Genomic DNA, 13,568 nt, shown 5'->3' on the forward strand with positions numbered 1-13,568 from the left:
CTCCTTATTTGTTTTATAATTCGAAAAACGGTTTGTATATTTTTTCCTCATCACCGGTTTCTGTTCGTATGCCGCCAAATTTCAACAAAAGACCGAGTACTGCGATGAGGAGGGATATGCCCGCTATCTTGATCGTCTCCAGCTCAGTAGCTCCCTTGAGCATAATCTCTCTGAGTATAGCCACAATCGCGAGTTCGACCACGACACCTCTGTGTAATTCCTGAAGACTGAGTGGACCCAGAAGTAAAAAGCAGACTGTTTTCTGCGAGTTGTCTCTATCATTTTACCTATACTATTCTCCTCGTTTATTTTCTAGCAGTTTTGATACGCAACTTAGGAAGTCCTTAGGACCAAATGGCTTCATTATGAAATCATCAATATTTACATTAGCAGGAATCTCATGCCCAAACAGACTGCCCGTTGCTAAGATAATCCTTGTCTGGGGGGCATTATCCCTTAACCATGCGGCTAATTTAAGTCCATCCATCTTGGGCATCATATAATCAGTTATAACTAAGTCAACATCGTTGGAGAAGGCTTGTGCTGCTTCTTCTCCATTTGCTGCCTCAATAATCTTTACCTGAGGGTCACGGAATTTGATCTTTAGCAGTTCAATCATTAACTTTCTGATACTATCATCATCATCTACTACCATAATCTTATGCATTTACTTTTACTCCTTACCGTTCAGGATAACGACCGGCAGTTTGATTGCAAATAGTAATTCAACCGTCAGCCGCTATTTTCACCATCTTGATACCTCCGAACTGAGAGGCTCAAGCCGGTTAGAAAGGGGGGAACCTTTCAAAATACAAAGCCGGCCCGAGCCCATCCCATGGACACCACTTGCCGGCACAGAGAAGCAAGTCAGATCTTCTTCATGCCGGCAGCAGCCATCATACTTATTCAGCTTTTACCGCGATCTTCTTTGTTTCTGCAACTGCCTTTGCCGTCTTGGGAAGTGTTATGCTGAGCACTCCTTTTTTGAACTTGGCCTCGACCTTGTCGGTCTCCACCTCAACAGGCAGCGGTATGGTCCTGCTGAAAGAGCCGTAGGAGCGTTCCATCCTGTAATAGTCCTTGCCCTTGTCCTCTTTTTCTTCCTTCTTCTCGCCCTTGATCGTAAGCATGTCTTTCTGGAGCGATACATCTATGTCCTTTTCTTCCAGGCCCGGAAGCTCTGCTGATATCTTTATCTCCTTGTCGTTTTCGGTCACATCGACCTTTGGATTGAATGCTCCCATGCGGCTTTCAAAAGGCTCAAGATCAAAACCGCGAAAGAAGTTGTCGAAAAGCGAATCCATCTCCCTCCTCAGAAGAGAAAATGGGTGCTCATCTTCCCGCTTTACCGGAACATCTTTCTTTCCGAATGGAACAAGGTTTCTGATTGCCATGGCAAATACCTCCTTTTATGCGTTGCTTAGTTTGAGATTCATCATCCCGCCTATGCCTTCAGCCTTGATCGGTATTTTCCTTGTTTTGGCCGACTGTGCCTTCGGCATGACGAGCTTTATAACACCGTTCTTTACTGATGCCTGAATCTTGTCCCTGTCAATCTCATCAGACAGGGTAAAGACCCGCTGGTAATCTCCTATGCCGTATTCCGACAGGACAGGCCTGTGATCTTTGGGCGCTTCAAAGTCCACTTTTCCGTAGATGGTAAGGACATTCTTCTCAAGCGTTATGTCAACCGACTTCTCATCAACCCCCGGCATGTCGGCAATGACCACAATCTCCTCCTGCCGCTCGATAATATCCACCTGCGGTGAATATATCCGGCATGCCCTTGTGCGCTCTCCTGTCTCCGGAGTCTCAGCCTCTTTCTTCTGCATCTCTCCTGCTGTTTCAGCCATAATCAATTCACCTCCTTTCAGAAACTATTCAGACTTGACTGAAATTTTCCTCGGTTTTTCCGCTTCTGCCCTCGGAAGGACGATTGCCAAGACCCCTTTTGAAAACCGCGCTTCGACCTTGCCGGAATCAACAGCAAAAGGCAAACGGAGGGTCTTGGTGAATTGTCCGTTCCACCGTTCCCGCCGGTGGTACGTCTCACCTTCCTTCATTTCTTCTGCCTGGCGTGAGCCGCGCAGTGTCAGGGAATCCTTAACAACAGAAATTTCAAGGGCATCAGGATCAATTCCCGGTATCTCTGTTGTTACCACTGCCTCGTCATCAGACACCCAGACATTTGTTGCAGGAAATTCGACAGTTGACGGCAGATCAAACCGCCTAAGTGCTCGCCCCATGCCTTCAAGCTCACGCATTGCGTCAAAAACCCGGTCAGACCATAACATAGCAGTCACCTCCTTTCTTTCTGTTTTTCAGAAACTTTGCGCATGGCGAATTGCCTAACGCACACTATCACCGTAACACCATTCATGGTCCATGTCTATTTGACAATACCCATTAGCACTCACCGACATAGAGTGCTAATAAAAAATATTTATCATATTTTTTAAAGGGGTGTCAAGTGTTTTTATAAGGATTTTTTATGCTTTATAATCAGGGTGTTAGAGGCTATTAACAGCAGATTTCAGACATTGGCTTCGGAAGAAGATTCCTGCGGGTTCGATTGGTGGATTTACCGGCTGAAAAACTTCAAAGATCAGCGCATGATCATGGGCTTGCGGTCCATGGTGTTGCGCAGATACTTATTAAGCACGCTTCTGATTTTTGCCTCGACAAGAGATTTATCAGCAAGCATCTCAGGGGTCATTCCAGCCAGGCCTCTGGCGGTGTCAGAAGAAAATCCTCAATTATGATGCCGCCCGTCCCTACCAGCAGTTTCTTTGTTACAGGGAACTCTTTTGAAAAAGCTTCAATACCTGGGAGGGCCTGTTTTTTTCGTCCACTTTTCACCTCAATTGCAACCAGTTTCTTTCCCCGTCGCAATACAAAATCTACTTCTCTGTTTTTCCCTGCCCAGTAGAAGAGCTCAGCCCTCCTGAGGAGGCTGTTGGCAAGGGTAGCCCCTATAGCCGATTCCACCAACCTTCCCCAATGTTCAGTGTCCTGCTGAGCTTGTTTAAGTGTATAGTGCGACTGAGCAGTCATGAGCGCTGTATTTAGCACCTGCAGTTTCGGGCTGGAGCCTCTCTGGCGAACACGCTCCCCGGCGTATTTCTGAAGCCCTGTTACCATCCCTGCTCCGTTGAGCAGGTCAAGATAGTGTGCGAGTGTAGTTGTATTTCCGGCATCCTGAAGCTGGCCTAACATTTTCTGGTATGAAAGCGCTTGGCCTGAATACGAACAGGCAAGCTCGAAGAGCCGTCTCAGGAGTGCAGGCTTGTCTACCCGTATCATCTGAAGGATGTCTCTTGATACGGTTGTTTCTATGAGCGAATCCATGACATACGAGCGCCAGCGGTCAGGTTCCGTTATCAGCATTGCGGCTCCAGGATATCCTCCATAATAGATATACTGATCGATATTCCAGCCAAAGGCTTCTTTTATCTCTCCAAAGGACCAGTGAGGGACAGGTAATACCTCAAACCGTCCGGCAAGGCTTTCGGTCAATCCCCGCTGTAAGAGGAGCTGTGAGGAGCCGAGGATTATCACCTGAAGCGGCAGCCGACTATGCGAATCTTCGTCCCATAGCTTCTTTACTGTCTCTGACCAGCCGCTTATCTTTTGAATCTCGTCGAGCACGAGAAGGGCCGGTTGTTTCCATTTGTCCTTTCTTGTCCCTGCACGGCCTGTCTCCCACTGCTGCTCGATCCAGGAAGGGCCTTTTACAACCGGTGCGTCTGCTGTGGAATAATGGGATGGGATGCCGAGACCATCTATAACCTGCCTTGCCAGCGTTGTCTTTCCTGTCTGGCGCGGGCCTGCAAGCACCTGCATAAACTGCCTTTTTTGGGAAAGCCTTTTCAATAGGATTTCGTAGAGTGGTCTCTTGTACATAAAGGATCCCCTTATTACTCAAAGTATTGAGTAATTTTACTCATGATTATGAGTAAATATCAAGTGCCGATTACACTTGGCAGATTGCCCCTTCTTTGGGGAAGCCTACGAGCATAAAACTACTTTGTCGGAAGTTGGCCGGGTCTTGAAGAACTGGGCAAAATAAATTATAACGAGGGCTAACAGGAAGCTGCTATCGGGGAAGCGCTCTACACTTCAAATATCAAAGGCATGATCATGGGCTTACGGTCCATGGTATTCCTGAGGTATTTCTTCAGCACGCTTCTTACCTTTGCCTCGACAAGGGCCTTGTCCGTAATGCTCTCAGGGGTCATTTCGGAGAGGGTGAGATACACCAGTTCCTTCACATCATTGAGCACGTCCTGTGAAGCATCTTCAAAGATAAATCCCCGTGAAATGATATCAGGCCCCGAGACGATGCTGCCGGTCAGCTTTTCAATGGTGATGATGACGATCACGATGCCGTCATGAGCAAGCCTTCGCCTGTCTCTGAGCACCATATCCTCCACATCGCCCACACCCTTGCCGTCAACAAAGATGCGGCCTGTGGCTACCTTGCCTGCCTTCCGCGTTTCGTTTTCCGATACCTCAAGCACATCGCCGTTTTCGAGATTGAAGATATTTTCTTTGGGAATGCCGATCTTCTCTGCCAGCCGGGCATGGTAGAACTTGTGCCGATACTCTCCGTGCACTGGCATGAAATACTTTGGCCTGACCAGATTCAGCATCAGCTTCAGCTCCTCTTTTGATGCGTGGCCTGATACGTGGATCTCTGAGACCTTTTCATAGATGACATTTGCGCCGCGCCTGAAAAGGTAGTTGATGATCCTGCCGATCGCACGTTCATTGCCCGGAATCACCTTTGCCGAAAGTATCACAATATCGTTTTCCTTGATCTTTATCTGTTTATGCTCATCCAGGGCGATCCGCGACAGAACGCTCATCGGCTCACCCTGGCTCCCGGTGGTAACGATCACGACCTCGTTGTCATTGAGGTTCTTCAGGTCTTCCAGCTTCAGCCATGTTTCAGCAGGGATCCTAAGATACCCGAGATCAAGGGCTATCTGGGCATTTGCCACCATACTTCTGCCCGAAAGGATGACCTTCCTGTTGAACATGACCGCGACATCGATCACCTGCTGGATCCTGTGTATATTGGATGCGAAGGTCGAAATGATGATCCTGCCCTTTGCATCCGAAAAGATCTCCTCAAAGGCCCTGCGCACCTCTTTTTCAGAAAAGGTGAATCCGCCGCGTTCTGCATTGGTACTGTCAGACAGGAGGAGAAGGGTGCCGTTTTCGCCATACTCCGAAAATTTGTGGAAATCCATGAGTCTGCCGTCAACAGGGGTCGGGTCAAGCTTGAAGTCGCCGGTATGCACCACAAGACCTGCCGGAGTTCTTATGCCGTATGCCACACCGTCAACAATACTGTGGGTCACCCGTATCGGTTCGAGCGTGAATACCCCGGCCTGAATGATGTCCCGGGGGTTGACGGTCTGGAGATCGACATCGAGCTTGTGTTCTTCCAGTTTTTTTCTGACGAGTCCAATCGTAAGAGGTGTTCCATACACAGGCACCTTGATCTCCTTGAGCAGAAAGGGAAGGGCGCCGACATGGTCTTCGTGGCCGTGGGTAAGAAATATTGCCCTCACCTTGTCCCTGTTTTCGAGCACATAGGTGAAATCCGGGATGACGAAATCAACGCCCAGCATGTCCTCTGTCGGGAACATGAGACCCGCATCGATGATGATCATATCTCCGCCGTATTCCATGACCGTCATGTTGATGCCGATCTCTTCGAGACCGCCAAGGGCTATGACTGAGAGGGTGTTATCCATTGTCAGGGATTATACCAGAATGCATAAGCCGAACACGAGGGGCATTGCAGTCAGATAAACATATTTCAACAAATCATTGCTGCCTTTCAGTGCGGAAGATCAAGCTGGAGCATAGCCATGAAACAATGGGTGCAATGAATGTTGACATAACGATGCACCAGATGATCACGGACTGAATGTCGGGTCCTGTGCTGATCGACAGCCGCCAGTCAAGCGCAATGAGCAGCATGTGCTGGAGATCGAGAATAATAGTTGCTGCGGCCAACCGTTTTAAGAGTAGCTTCACCTGTGATCGGACAAAGGTGATCGAGGCAATCGGCAGGAGCAAGGCTGCATTCAGGACATAAAGCATTGTCGTACTATAGATCACTTCGTCTCCGACCACATAGCCGATAAGCCTGCCCTCTGCGACAACGTGCTGAGGCACATCAGCAAAAAGTGAGATCATCCGGAACATGACGTTCGAAAAGACTGCAAGCAGAGAGATATAGGTCTCAAGAAACGTCACCATCAGCCAGAAAGACAATGAGGCTGATGCAGATATAAGCAAAAAATGAAAGAAAGGACGGCCGGAAAAAACCCTCTTCCCATTAACCCAGATAATCCAGAGCAGTAATACGAACAGGGCGAAGAACCCCTGCCAGAGATAATCATGGACAAAGGTAAAGAGGCTGCTGAAATAGCGGCCGATAAATCCGATAACCCCGATCCTGAGAATATTCATTAATGATATGGCCAGTGTGCCGATGATAATGCCGGAAGCACGATAAAACAAACTGTGGCTGCGGAATGCCAGCACGCCGGCCACAAAAATGATCATATAGTGCAATGCCGTGCATTCGAGGACGATCTCCATGGGGAAGCCGGCAAAGGTCAGCTGCGTCCCTGAGCGGACGATCGGGACCGATAAAAAGCCCCAGAGAGCGCTTATTATTGAAGCGGTAACCTCACGGAGGGCCAGCATGGAGCCCTGTCCTATCTCGGCCATGCCGACGAATATGCCGACATACAGCACAAATAGGCCGAGAAAACCCCAGTCAGCGGTTATCGGTTTCTTCTCAGCGAGCTGCACGCCATCCTCCCGCATAATGACCAGATAGTGCTCTAACAGGCCGTTTCGATTCCGGGTTGTTAACACGGTATGCGTTCGTCGGTGAGCACAGGTTACAGCCGCGGGACACCAACCAACGGCGCAGCAACTGCGCTTGCGTTAGGTGTCCCGCACTGTCTGTCTTCCACATAGCTCTACTCCCTCTCGTATTGTGTCTTAGGTGGTCGTCCTCCTTTGTTTTCTGCGCCATATCACGCCATAGGTGATCATACTCACCATCACCATGATGATCAGAGGCCAGTTTCCAATCGGGACGGCAGCTGCACCGTCGTTGTCTGAGATTGTGATGGTAGCTGTGGAGGGACTCCCCAGGGATGCGCCTGTAGCGCCGCTCAGGGTCAGGTTCACCGTTTCGGAAGACTCTACTGTTACATCATTAATGATCGTGACCGTAAAGGTTTTGTCTGCAGCATCGCCGTCTGCCCAGTTCAAGGTACCACTGGCCGAGGTATAATCCCCTGGCTGTACAGCCGTGCCATTGCTGGTGGCATAGTTTACCGAGGCTGCACCCGAGCTGCCGCCTGTCCGCGTCACGGTGATGGTGACGTTCCCGACATTCTCATTCACGCCGTAGTCAGAAGCGCTAAGCTGGAGACTACCGGGCGTGCCACCAGCTGCCTCTGTGACATTCAATACAAGGCTTGCAGCAGTGAAGTAGTACCGATACTCTGTAGTATTCGGGTTCTGCTTGAATACCCGTATTGCTAAACGACTACCGGATGGTGCTGTTCCGCTGATCGAACTGAGACTTGTCGTCCACACTGTATTCGTGCTGTAATCCCGCACTTCATTGACTGATCCAAAGGATGTAAATACCCCACCGCTGACATAACCGAGCTGATATTGGATGCCGGTCAGGGTGCCTGGATTTATGGCTTCCTGATAGTCTCTCAGGCTGCCCGTAACATCCACACCGGTTATGTTGGTATTTTGCGAATAGGGTGTATCGCTGATTACAAGAAGCAGGGAGGTACCGACTGCACCGGTCGAACCCGTTCTGCCGGTAGTGCAGGCATTGCTCCCTGATGTATTCATTGGGACAATAACCTCAGTGGTAGCATTGGTCCCGCATGTGCCGTAGTTTGTTGTGAACCCGTTCAGGTTAGCTCCTGTGCCAGACTGCATATTATAAGTAACTGCTTCTGATATACCGGCGCTATAAAGACCGATAAGGCTGGCAAAACTCAAAACAATAATCATAACCATGTTAATGCTGACGCGACTGCTGCTCTGGGTCGCCATTTTATGGCCGTTCTTCTTCATTCTTATATCCTCCTTAGTCTTAACCCTCTATTGCATATAGAGATTAGAGTCAGGGCCTATCTGGAGATGTCATTGCATACACGCACGAGCATAGCAATGCGTGCCGATGCGACCGAAATCCTTGATCAGATAAGCCTGTAGAATGTGTTAAGAGTGAAGATAGGGAGGGGCGAGACCGGAATGAGGGGAACGATATACTTCAATAATGTTGATATGTTCTGAACTTCGGGAAAAGCGGAAACGACTGGGGTCTATTATGAGGTCGGTGCCCAGATATAATCTTGCCGCGATGTGAGTTGCAATGGCCATGAGCAGCAGAAAGAAGAGGGTGAAGGACCGCAATAAAGCGCGTTTCTTTTTTACCATCACCTCTACATCAGCCTCGTCAGAGCTGAACCAGCTTTCAGATAACAATCTGTCACTCATCAAACTCAGAATTCTTTCGACTATAACGATTCTTATAGAGGCAGCCTCAGAATCCTGCATCAGTCCTTTGACCGTTCTGTCTGCACATATCTTGAGGGGAGATACCGAGTATACAACAAAAAATAACAGGAACATGATGTAGTGCAGCCGGGATTTCAGAAAGGGGGTATGCGCCTCAGGATTAGTAAAGAGAAATTTCCTGCAGTGGTGCGTCATCTCGCGCAGAAGTGTGAAAAACGCGGGACGGCCTTCGAGCGAAATAATGCTTTCCTGATGCTGTGTTACGCTCATTATTATTTACCTTGTTAAATTATCAAGCATATCTCATGCCAAATACAAACTGAGAAGACCCTTACAAAGACCTCTCCAACCACCTATTTCAGAAGCATCTCAAGAAGTGCTTTTTGTGTATGCAGACGATTTTCTGCCTGATCAAAGACAACGCTCTGGGGGCCGTCCATCACCTCATCGGTTATCTCCTCACCGCGATGGGCCGGCAGGCAGTGAAGGACAATCGCATCCTTCCTGGCACAGCCGAGCAGCTTTGTATTTATCTGGTAGTCCCCGAACTTCTGTTTTTTATGCTCGGCCTCTTTTTCCTGGCCCATGCTGACCCATACATCCGTGTACACGGCATCTGCCATGCCGGCGGCTTCCCTGGGGTCCCTGAGCACGATGATCTCGCTTTTTGCCAGCGACTGTGCCCGCTCAAAGATCTCATTGTGAGGCTCAAAGCCTTCAGGGCAGGCAATGGTCAGGTGAAAGTCCAGGATCGCAGCCGCCTCGATCAGGGAATTGCAGACATTGTTGCCGTCGCCGATAAAGGCGACCTTCAGCCCCTCCAGTCTGCCCTTCTTTTCGAGCAGGGTCATCACATCGGCAAGTGCCTGGCAGGGATGGTGCGTGTCACTTAACCCATTGATCACCGGTATGGTGCTGTTAGCCGCAAGGGTCTCAAGCGTAGCATGCGAAAAGGTCCTCATCATGAAGGCATTCAGATACCGTGATATTGTCCTGCCGGTATCCGCTATCGTCTCACCCCTCCCCAGTTGGATCTCGTCAGGAGTCATGCAGATGGCATTGCCGCCGAGCTGATAGATGCCTGCCTCAAAGGAGAGGCGGGTCCGCGTTGACGGCTTCTCAAAAAAGAGACCGATGTTCTTGCCGATGAGAGGGCAGGCGCTTGCGTCTTTGCCGCTCTTGAGGGCAATGGCCCGGTTGAGAAGGGTTTCTATTTCAGACTTTGTGAGGTCTGATATTTTCAGAAGATCTTTTTTCATGATATTCCCCTAAGAAAGTGTGTCAAATACCTGTTCGAGCACATCAGCAAGGTGGTCGATCTCTTTTTCGGTAACGATGAGTGGCGGCATGAACCGGAGCACATTGCCTGCAGTGCAGTTTATCAGCACGCCCCGGTCAATGCATGCCTTAACGATCGGTGCGCAGTCCCGCAACAGTTCCATGCCAATGAGCAGGCCCATACCCCGCACTTCGGAGATAGTCTCGGGAAACTCCTTTTTCAGTTCCTCAAGCTTCTTCTTGAAATACTTGCCCATTCTCCGGCACTGGTCAAGGATAAAACCGTCTTCAAGCAGGACCTCAAGCGTGGTGATCGCAGCAGTGCATGCGAGCGGATTGCCGCCGAAAGTCGAGCCGTGCGTTCCGGGCTGAAAAGCAGCGGCCACCTTTTCCGTGGCAAGCATGGCCCCGATCGGAAAGCCTCCGCCGAGGCCCTTCGCAAGGGTCATGATATCGGGCGTGATCCCGAAATGTTCATACCCGAAAAGCTTGCCTGTCCTGCCTATGCCTGTCTGAACCTCATCGAGGATGAGGAGCACATTGTTATCGTCGCAGAGCTTTCTCACCTGTTTGAGGTAATCGGCATCAGGGATGCGGACGCCGCTCTCTCCCTGGACAGGTTCCAGCAGCACAGCACAGGTCTCATTCGTTATGGCACTTTTCAGTTCGTCGACATCATTGTACGCCACATGCTTGATGCCCGGCAGCAGCGGATCAAAGCCGATCTTGAACTTGTCCTGCCCCGTCGCCGTAAGCGTTGCCATGGTTCTTCCATGAAAGGAGTTATGCGTTGCTATGATCTCGAATTTGTTCTGGTCGAGATGTTCCTTGAAATATCTCCGGCTGAGCTTGATCGCTGCCTCGTTAGCCTCAGCCCCCGAGTTGCAGAAAAAGACCTTATCGGCAAAGGAATGCTCAACAAGCAGTTTTGCGAGCCGTATCTGAGGTTCGATGTGATAGAAGTTTGAAACGTGGATGAGCCGCTGTGCCTGCTTCTGGATGGCGACCACAACCTTCGGATGGCAGTGGCCAAGGCAGTTCGTTGCAATGCCTCCCACAAAATCGAGGTACTCCTTGCCGTCCCAGCCCCATACTTTCAGTCCCCGGCCTTTTTTCAGCACAAGCGAAAACCGGTTGTATGTATGCATCAGATACAGCTCGGACTCTTCGATCAGTTTCTTTGTTTCCATCAGTAATGATACTTCATAACTCTTTGAAAAATCAAACAAAAATGACTTTGACAGCAGCTTTTGCGTAATGATAGAATTACTCTATGAAGATCGCAGTTACCGGAAAGGGCGGTGTCGGCAAAACGACCCTTTCTTCTATTCTGAGCTATCTTTTTGCAGCAGAAGGTCACAAGGTGATCGCTGTCGATGCAGATCCTGATGCAAACCTTGCGTCCGCGCTTGGTGTGTCGAGGGAAGATGCTGAAAAGATCGTGCCGATCGCGAATATGAACGAACTGATCGAGGAACGCACCGGCTCAAAGCCGGGCAGCCCTGGTATCTATAAGCTCAACCCTAAGGTCGACGATCTCCCTGAAGGAGTCGGGTACAAGATCGACGGCATAACACTTCTTATCATGGGTAAGGGCAAGGCCGCTTCCTCAGGCTGTTATTGTCCTGAGAATGTGCTTCTTCGCAGACTTCTCAGGCACCTTGTTGTTGAAAGGAACGAGGTGGTGATCGTAGATATGGAGGCTGGCATCGAGCATCTGACGCGCGGCACTGCAGATTCAGTGGATGCCTTTATTGTGGTTATCGAACCGGGGCAGCGCAGCATCCAGACAGCCGGTGTAGTGCGTGACATGGCAAAGGGCCTTGGCGTAAAGAACGTCTTTGTTGTTGCCAACAAGATCCGCGGTCAGGAAGATCTGGATTTTGTGAAGAAAGGCATTGGCGACATGGAACTTGCCGGACATATCAGTTTCAGCCACTCGATCATGGAAGCTGATATCAAGGGTGACTCACCTTTTAAATTTGCGCCTCAGACCGTCGAAGAGGTGAAGAGCATCAAGACCGCGATCGAAAAAGTATTAAATGTCTGACAAGACATCGCTCAGAAAAGAGATCCTCGCAAAAAGGGACAGTATCCCTCCCGCAGCAAAAAAGACCAAAGACAGGGCTATTGAAGAACGCCTCTTTTTACTCCCGGAGTTCATTACGGCAAAGACCATCTTCTTCTTCGCCTCTTTCCGGTCAGAGGTTGATACATTCGGCATGCTGGGCAGGGCGCTTGATGAGCGTAAAAGGATCGTGCTTCCAAGAGTGGAAGGGCAGGGCCTCGGGCTTTATGAGATCAAGAGCCTTGATGAGCTTGCTCCCGGATATATGAAGATCCCTGAACCAAAGCCCCACTTTGCCAACAGTAGGCCGGACGGAGCCGACAAAGGGGGGCAGGGGGGATTTTATGATATGCGGCGCGTCAGTATCAACGATGTCGACGCAGTCATTGTTCCCGGCGCTGCATTTGATGAGACCGGAAACAGGATCGGGTACGGCGGCGGTTTTTACGACCGGTTGCTTGCCGAACTTCAGAAACCTGTGCCGGTGATCGCACCGACATACGAAGAACAGGTGATCGAAGCAGTCCCGACAGACAGCCATGACAGGAAGGTGAATATCATTATTACTGACCGCCGTGAGATACGGTGTCTCTGAGTTTTGTTTGCTTGCTTTTCTCGTAATCCTTTTTTGTTGAATTGACATAGGATAATGTGCGGCTGCGGTTGAGGAATGCTGACAGATTGGGCATCGCGGGAGTCTTTGAAATGGCTTGGCCAACAGAGACAACATATATTAACCCGCTTTATACATCGACGGGTTACTGACTCCACCGACCAACCGATACTTTCAATTAACCGCAGCTCCATCAATAGTACAATCGGAATACAACACCGCGCGAATAATCTAAGCGTTAAAGAATGCGGCCAGAACTTGACTTATTCAAATAAGCATTTTAAAATGACATTTGAATATAGATAAAGGACAGACGCTTGGAGACAACATGAAGACACATCGAGAATGTAGTAAAAAAACCTGTAGAAAACTACTGGCTGCAGCAGTGGATGTGTTCGCGGAGAAAGGCTATCGGGACGCTACTATCGCGGACATCTCTAGTCGGGCCAAAGTTAACATTGCAGCCGTGAATTATCATTTCGGAGACAAAGAAACGCTTTACAGGGAAGCATGGCGGTATGCCTTCTCCGAGTCCATTAAAGCCCATCCTCCAGATGCCGGAGTAAGTGATGATTCACCGCCGGAAGGACGCCTGAGAGGACAAATAATAGCCCTTCTGCATCGGATCAGCGACAAAAAGAACAAAGAGTTCTTTATTGTGATGAAAGAATTTGCAAATCCGACAGGGCTTTTGAATGAGATCATGCAAGAGACGCTGCTTCCTCTGCAAAAAAGTATGCAAGATACAATCCGTGAGCTGATAGGGCCTCAGGCTCAGGACATGCAGATTCAGTTTTGTGAGATAAGCATCATCAGCCAGTGTATCAATCCGGCGGTCATTCGCAGTAACCAAAAGGAGATGATCGGGCCTTCGGAAATCATAGATATTGAGAAATATGCAGACCATGTTGTGCAATTTTCGCTGGCCGGGATACACAAAGTACAGGCTGAGTCCGGGAAGAAAACATTTTTAAGACGAACCAAGGTGGCAAGACCTTTAAAAGGAAAACTATGAGTTTTTTA

Annotated in this window: 16 protein-coding genes; 3 read left to right on the forward strand and 13 right to left on the reverse strand. The window is 49.4% G+C overall.

Annotated elements, in window-relative coordinates:
* Nucleotides 1-13 precede the first annotated feature (13 nt).
* The 13 genes from HZB62_09030 to HZB62_09090 all read right to left on the reverse strand — a co-directional run bounded on the left by HZB62_09030 (nucleotide 14) and on the right by HZB62_09090 (nucleotide 11,054).
* Nucleotides 14-202, reverse strand: a complete 189-nt coding sequence (locus tag HZB62_09030; protein MBI5075288.1) for a hypothetical protein — start codon at nucleotides 200-202, stop codon at nucleotides 14-16.
* A gap of 90 nt (nucleotides 203-292) precedes the next feature.
* Nucleotides 293-667, reverse strand: coding sequence for a response regulator (locus HZB62_09035; GenBank protein ID MBI5075289.1), 375 nt, complete (start codon nucleotides 665-667; stop codon nucleotides 293-295).
* A gap of 235 nt (nucleotides 668-902) precedes the next feature.
* A complete protein-coding gene (locus HZB62_09040; protein ID MBI5075290.1) occupies nucleotides 903-1,394 on the reverse strand; it encodes an Hsp20/alpha crystallin family protein in 492 nt (163 codons plus the stop codon).
* Nucleotides 1,395-1,409: 15 nt separating this feature from the next.
* Nucleotides 1,410-1,853: an Hsp20/alpha crystallin family protein gene (locus HZB62_09045; protein ID MBI5075291.1), complete on the reverse strand. Its 444-nt coding sequence runs from the start codon at nucleotides 1,851-1,853 to the stop codon at nucleotides 1,410-1,412.
* A gap of 24 nt (nucleotides 1,854-1,877) precedes the next feature.
* Nucleotides 1,878-2,294 carry an Hsp20/alpha crystallin family protein gene (locus HZB62_09050; protein ID MBI5075292.1) on the reverse strand — a complete coding sequence of 139 codons (417 nt, stop codon included), beginning with the start codon at nucleotides 2,292-2,294 and terminating at the stop codon, nucleotides 1,878-1,880.
* Between the two features lie 311 nt (nucleotides 2,295-2,605).
* Nucleotides 2,606-2,716 (reverse strand): hypothetical protein, encoded by a 111-nt coding sequence (locus HZB62_09055; GenBank protein MBI5075293.1) that lies wholly within the window; start codon nucleotides 2,714-2,716, stop codon nucleotides 2,606-2,608.
* Nucleotides 2,713-3,903 carry an ATP-binding protein gene (locus HZB62_09060; protein ID MBI5075294.1) on the reverse strand — a complete coding sequence of 397 codons (1,191 nt, stop codon included), beginning with the start codon at nucleotides 3,901-3,903 and terminating at the stop codon, nucleotides 2,713-2,715. Before HZB62_09060 ends, HZB62_09055 begins: the two co-directional genes overlap by 4 nt.
* A 209-nt stretch (nucleotides 3,904-4,112) precedes the next feature.
* Nucleotides 4,113-5,765: a ribonuclease J gene (locus HZB62_09065; GenBank protein ID MBI5075295.1), complete on the reverse strand. Its 1,653-nt coding sequence runs from the start codon at nucleotides 5,763-5,765 to the stop codon at nucleotides 4,113-4,115.
* Between the two features lie 73 nt (nucleotides 5,766-5,838).
* Nucleotides 5,839-6,837 carry an archaeosortase/exosortase family protein gene (locus HZB62_09070; protein ID MBI5075296.1) on the reverse strand — a complete coding sequence of 333 codons (999 nt, stop codon included), beginning with the start codon at nucleotides 6,835-6,837 and terminating at the stop codon, nucleotides 5,839-5,841.
* Between the two features lie 195 nt (nucleotides 6,838-7,032).
* Nucleotides 7,033-8,139: a hypothetical protein gene (locus HZB62_09075; GenBank protein ID MBI5075297.1), complete on the reverse strand. Its 1,107-nt coding sequence runs from the start codon at nucleotides 8,137-8,139 to the stop codon at nucleotides 7,033-7,035.
* Between the two features lie 147 nt (nucleotides 8,140-8,286).
* On the reverse strand, nucleotides 8,287-8,856 hold the full coding sequence (locus HZB62_09080; protein ID MBI5075298.1) for a hypothetical protein: 570 nt from the start codon (nucleotides 8,854-8,856) through the stop codon (nucleotides 8,287-8,289).
* Between the two features lie 83 nt (nucleotides 8,857-8,939).
* Nucleotides 8,940-9,845 (reverse strand): ornithine carbamoyltransferase, encoded by a 906-nt coding sequence (gene argF / locus HZB62_09085; GenBank protein ID MBI5075299.1) that lies wholly within the window; start codon nucleotides 9,843-9,845, stop codon nucleotides 8,940-8,942.
* 9 nt (nucleotides 9,846-9,854) lie between these two features.
* On the reverse strand, nucleotides 9,855-11,054 hold the full coding sequence (locus tag HZB62_09090; GenBank protein MBI5075300.1) for an acetylornithine transaminase: 1,200 nt from the start codon (nucleotides 11,052-11,054) through the stop codon (nucleotides 9,855-9,857).
* Between the two features lie 83 nt (nucleotides 11,055-11,137).
* Between HZB62_09090 and HZB62_09095 the strand changes: the two genes are divergently transcribed.
* From HZB62_09095 to HZB62_09105, 3 genes are all read left to right on the forward strand, one after another.
* Nucleotides 11,138-11,914, forward strand: a complete 777-nt coding sequence (locus tag HZB62_09095) for an AAA family ATPase (protein MBI5075301.1) — start codon at nucleotides 11,138-11,140, stop codon at nucleotides 11,912-11,914.
* On the forward strand, nucleotides 11,907-12,527 hold the full coding sequence (locus HZB62_09100) for a 5-formyltetrahydrofolate cyclo-ligase (GenBank protein MBI5075302.1): 621 nt from the start codon (nucleotides 11,907-11,909) through the stop codon (nucleotides 12,525-12,527). Before HZB62_09095 ends, HZB62_09100 begins: the two co-directional genes overlap by 8 nt.
* Nucleotides 12,528-12,873: 346 nt before the next feature.
* Nucleotides 12,874-13,560, forward strand: a complete 687-nt coding sequence (locus HZB62_09105) for a CerR family C-terminal domain-containing protein (GenBank protein ID MBI5075303.1) — start codon at nucleotides 12,874-12,876, stop codon at nucleotides 13,558-13,560.
* Nucleotides 13,561-13,568: the final 8 nt, after the last annotated feature.

It is taken from the genome of Nitrospirota bacterium, assembly GCA_016214855.1.
Lineage (GTDB): Bacteria > Nitrospirota > Thermodesulfovibrionia > Thermodesulfovibrionales > UBA6898 > UBA6898.

What these genes read in the sequence shown, in the direction of transcription:
- HZB62_09035 (MBI5075289.1), bottom strand. Translation starts at nt 667, where the DNA reads ATGCATAAGATTATGGTAGTAGATGATGATGATAGTATCAGAAAGTTA.
- HZB62_09040 (MBI5075290.1), bottom strand. Translation starts at nt 1,394, where the DNA reads ATGGCAATCAGAAACCTTGTTCCATTCGGAAAGAAAGATGTTCCGGTA.
- HZB62_09045 (MBI5075291.1), bottom strand. Translation starts at nt 1,853, where the DNA reads ATGGCTGAAACAGCAGGAGAGATGCAGAAGAAAGAGGCTGAGACTCCG.
- HZB62_09050 (MBI5075292.1), bottom strand. Translation starts at nt 2,294, where the DNA reads ATGTTATGGTCTGACCGGGTTTTTGACGCAATGCGTGAGCTTGAAGGC.
- HZB62_09055 (MBI5075293.1), bottom strand. Translation starts at nt 2,716, where the DNA reads ATGACCCCTGAGATGCTTGCTGATAAATCTCTTGTCGAGGCAAAAATC.
- HZB62_09060 (MBI5075294.1), bottom strand. Translation starts at nt 3,903, where the DNA reads ATGTACAAGAGACCACTCTACGAAATCCTATTGAAAAGGCTTTCCCAA.
- HZB62_09065 (MBI5075295.1), bottom strand. Translation starts at nt 5,765, where the DNA reads ATGGATAACACCCTCTCAGTCATAGCCCTTGGCGGTCTCGAAGAGATC.
- HZB62_09075 (MBI5075297.1), bottom strand. Translation starts at nt 8,139, where the DNA reads ATGAAGAAGAACGGCCATAAAATGGCGACCCAGAGCAGCAGTCGCGTC.
- HZB62_09080 (MBI5075298.1), bottom strand. Translation starts at nt 8,856, where the DNA reads ATGAGCGTAACACAGCATCAGGAAAGCATTATTTCGCTCGAAGGCCGT.
- argF (MBI5075299.1), bottom strand. Translation starts at nt 9,845, where the DNA reads ATGAAAAAAGATCTTCTGAAAATATCAGACCTCACAAAGTCTGAAATA.
- HZB62_09090 (MBI5075300.1), bottom strand. Translation starts at nt 11,054, where the DNA reads ATGGAAACAAAGAAACTGATCGAAGAGTCCGAGCTGTATCTGATGCAT.
- HZB62_09095 (MBI5075301.1), top strand. Translation starts at nt 11,138, where the DNA reads ATGAAGATCGCAGTTACCGGAAAGGGCGGTGTCGGCAAAACGACCCTT.
- HZB62_09100 (MBI5075302.1), top strand. Translation starts at nt 11,907, where the DNA reads ATGTCTGACAAGACATCGCTCAGAAAAGAGATCCTCGCAAAAAGGGAC.
- HZB62_09105 (MBI5075303.1), top strand. Translation starts at nt 12,874, where the DNA reads ATGAAGACACATCGAGAATGTAGTAAAAAAACCTGTAGAAAACTACTG.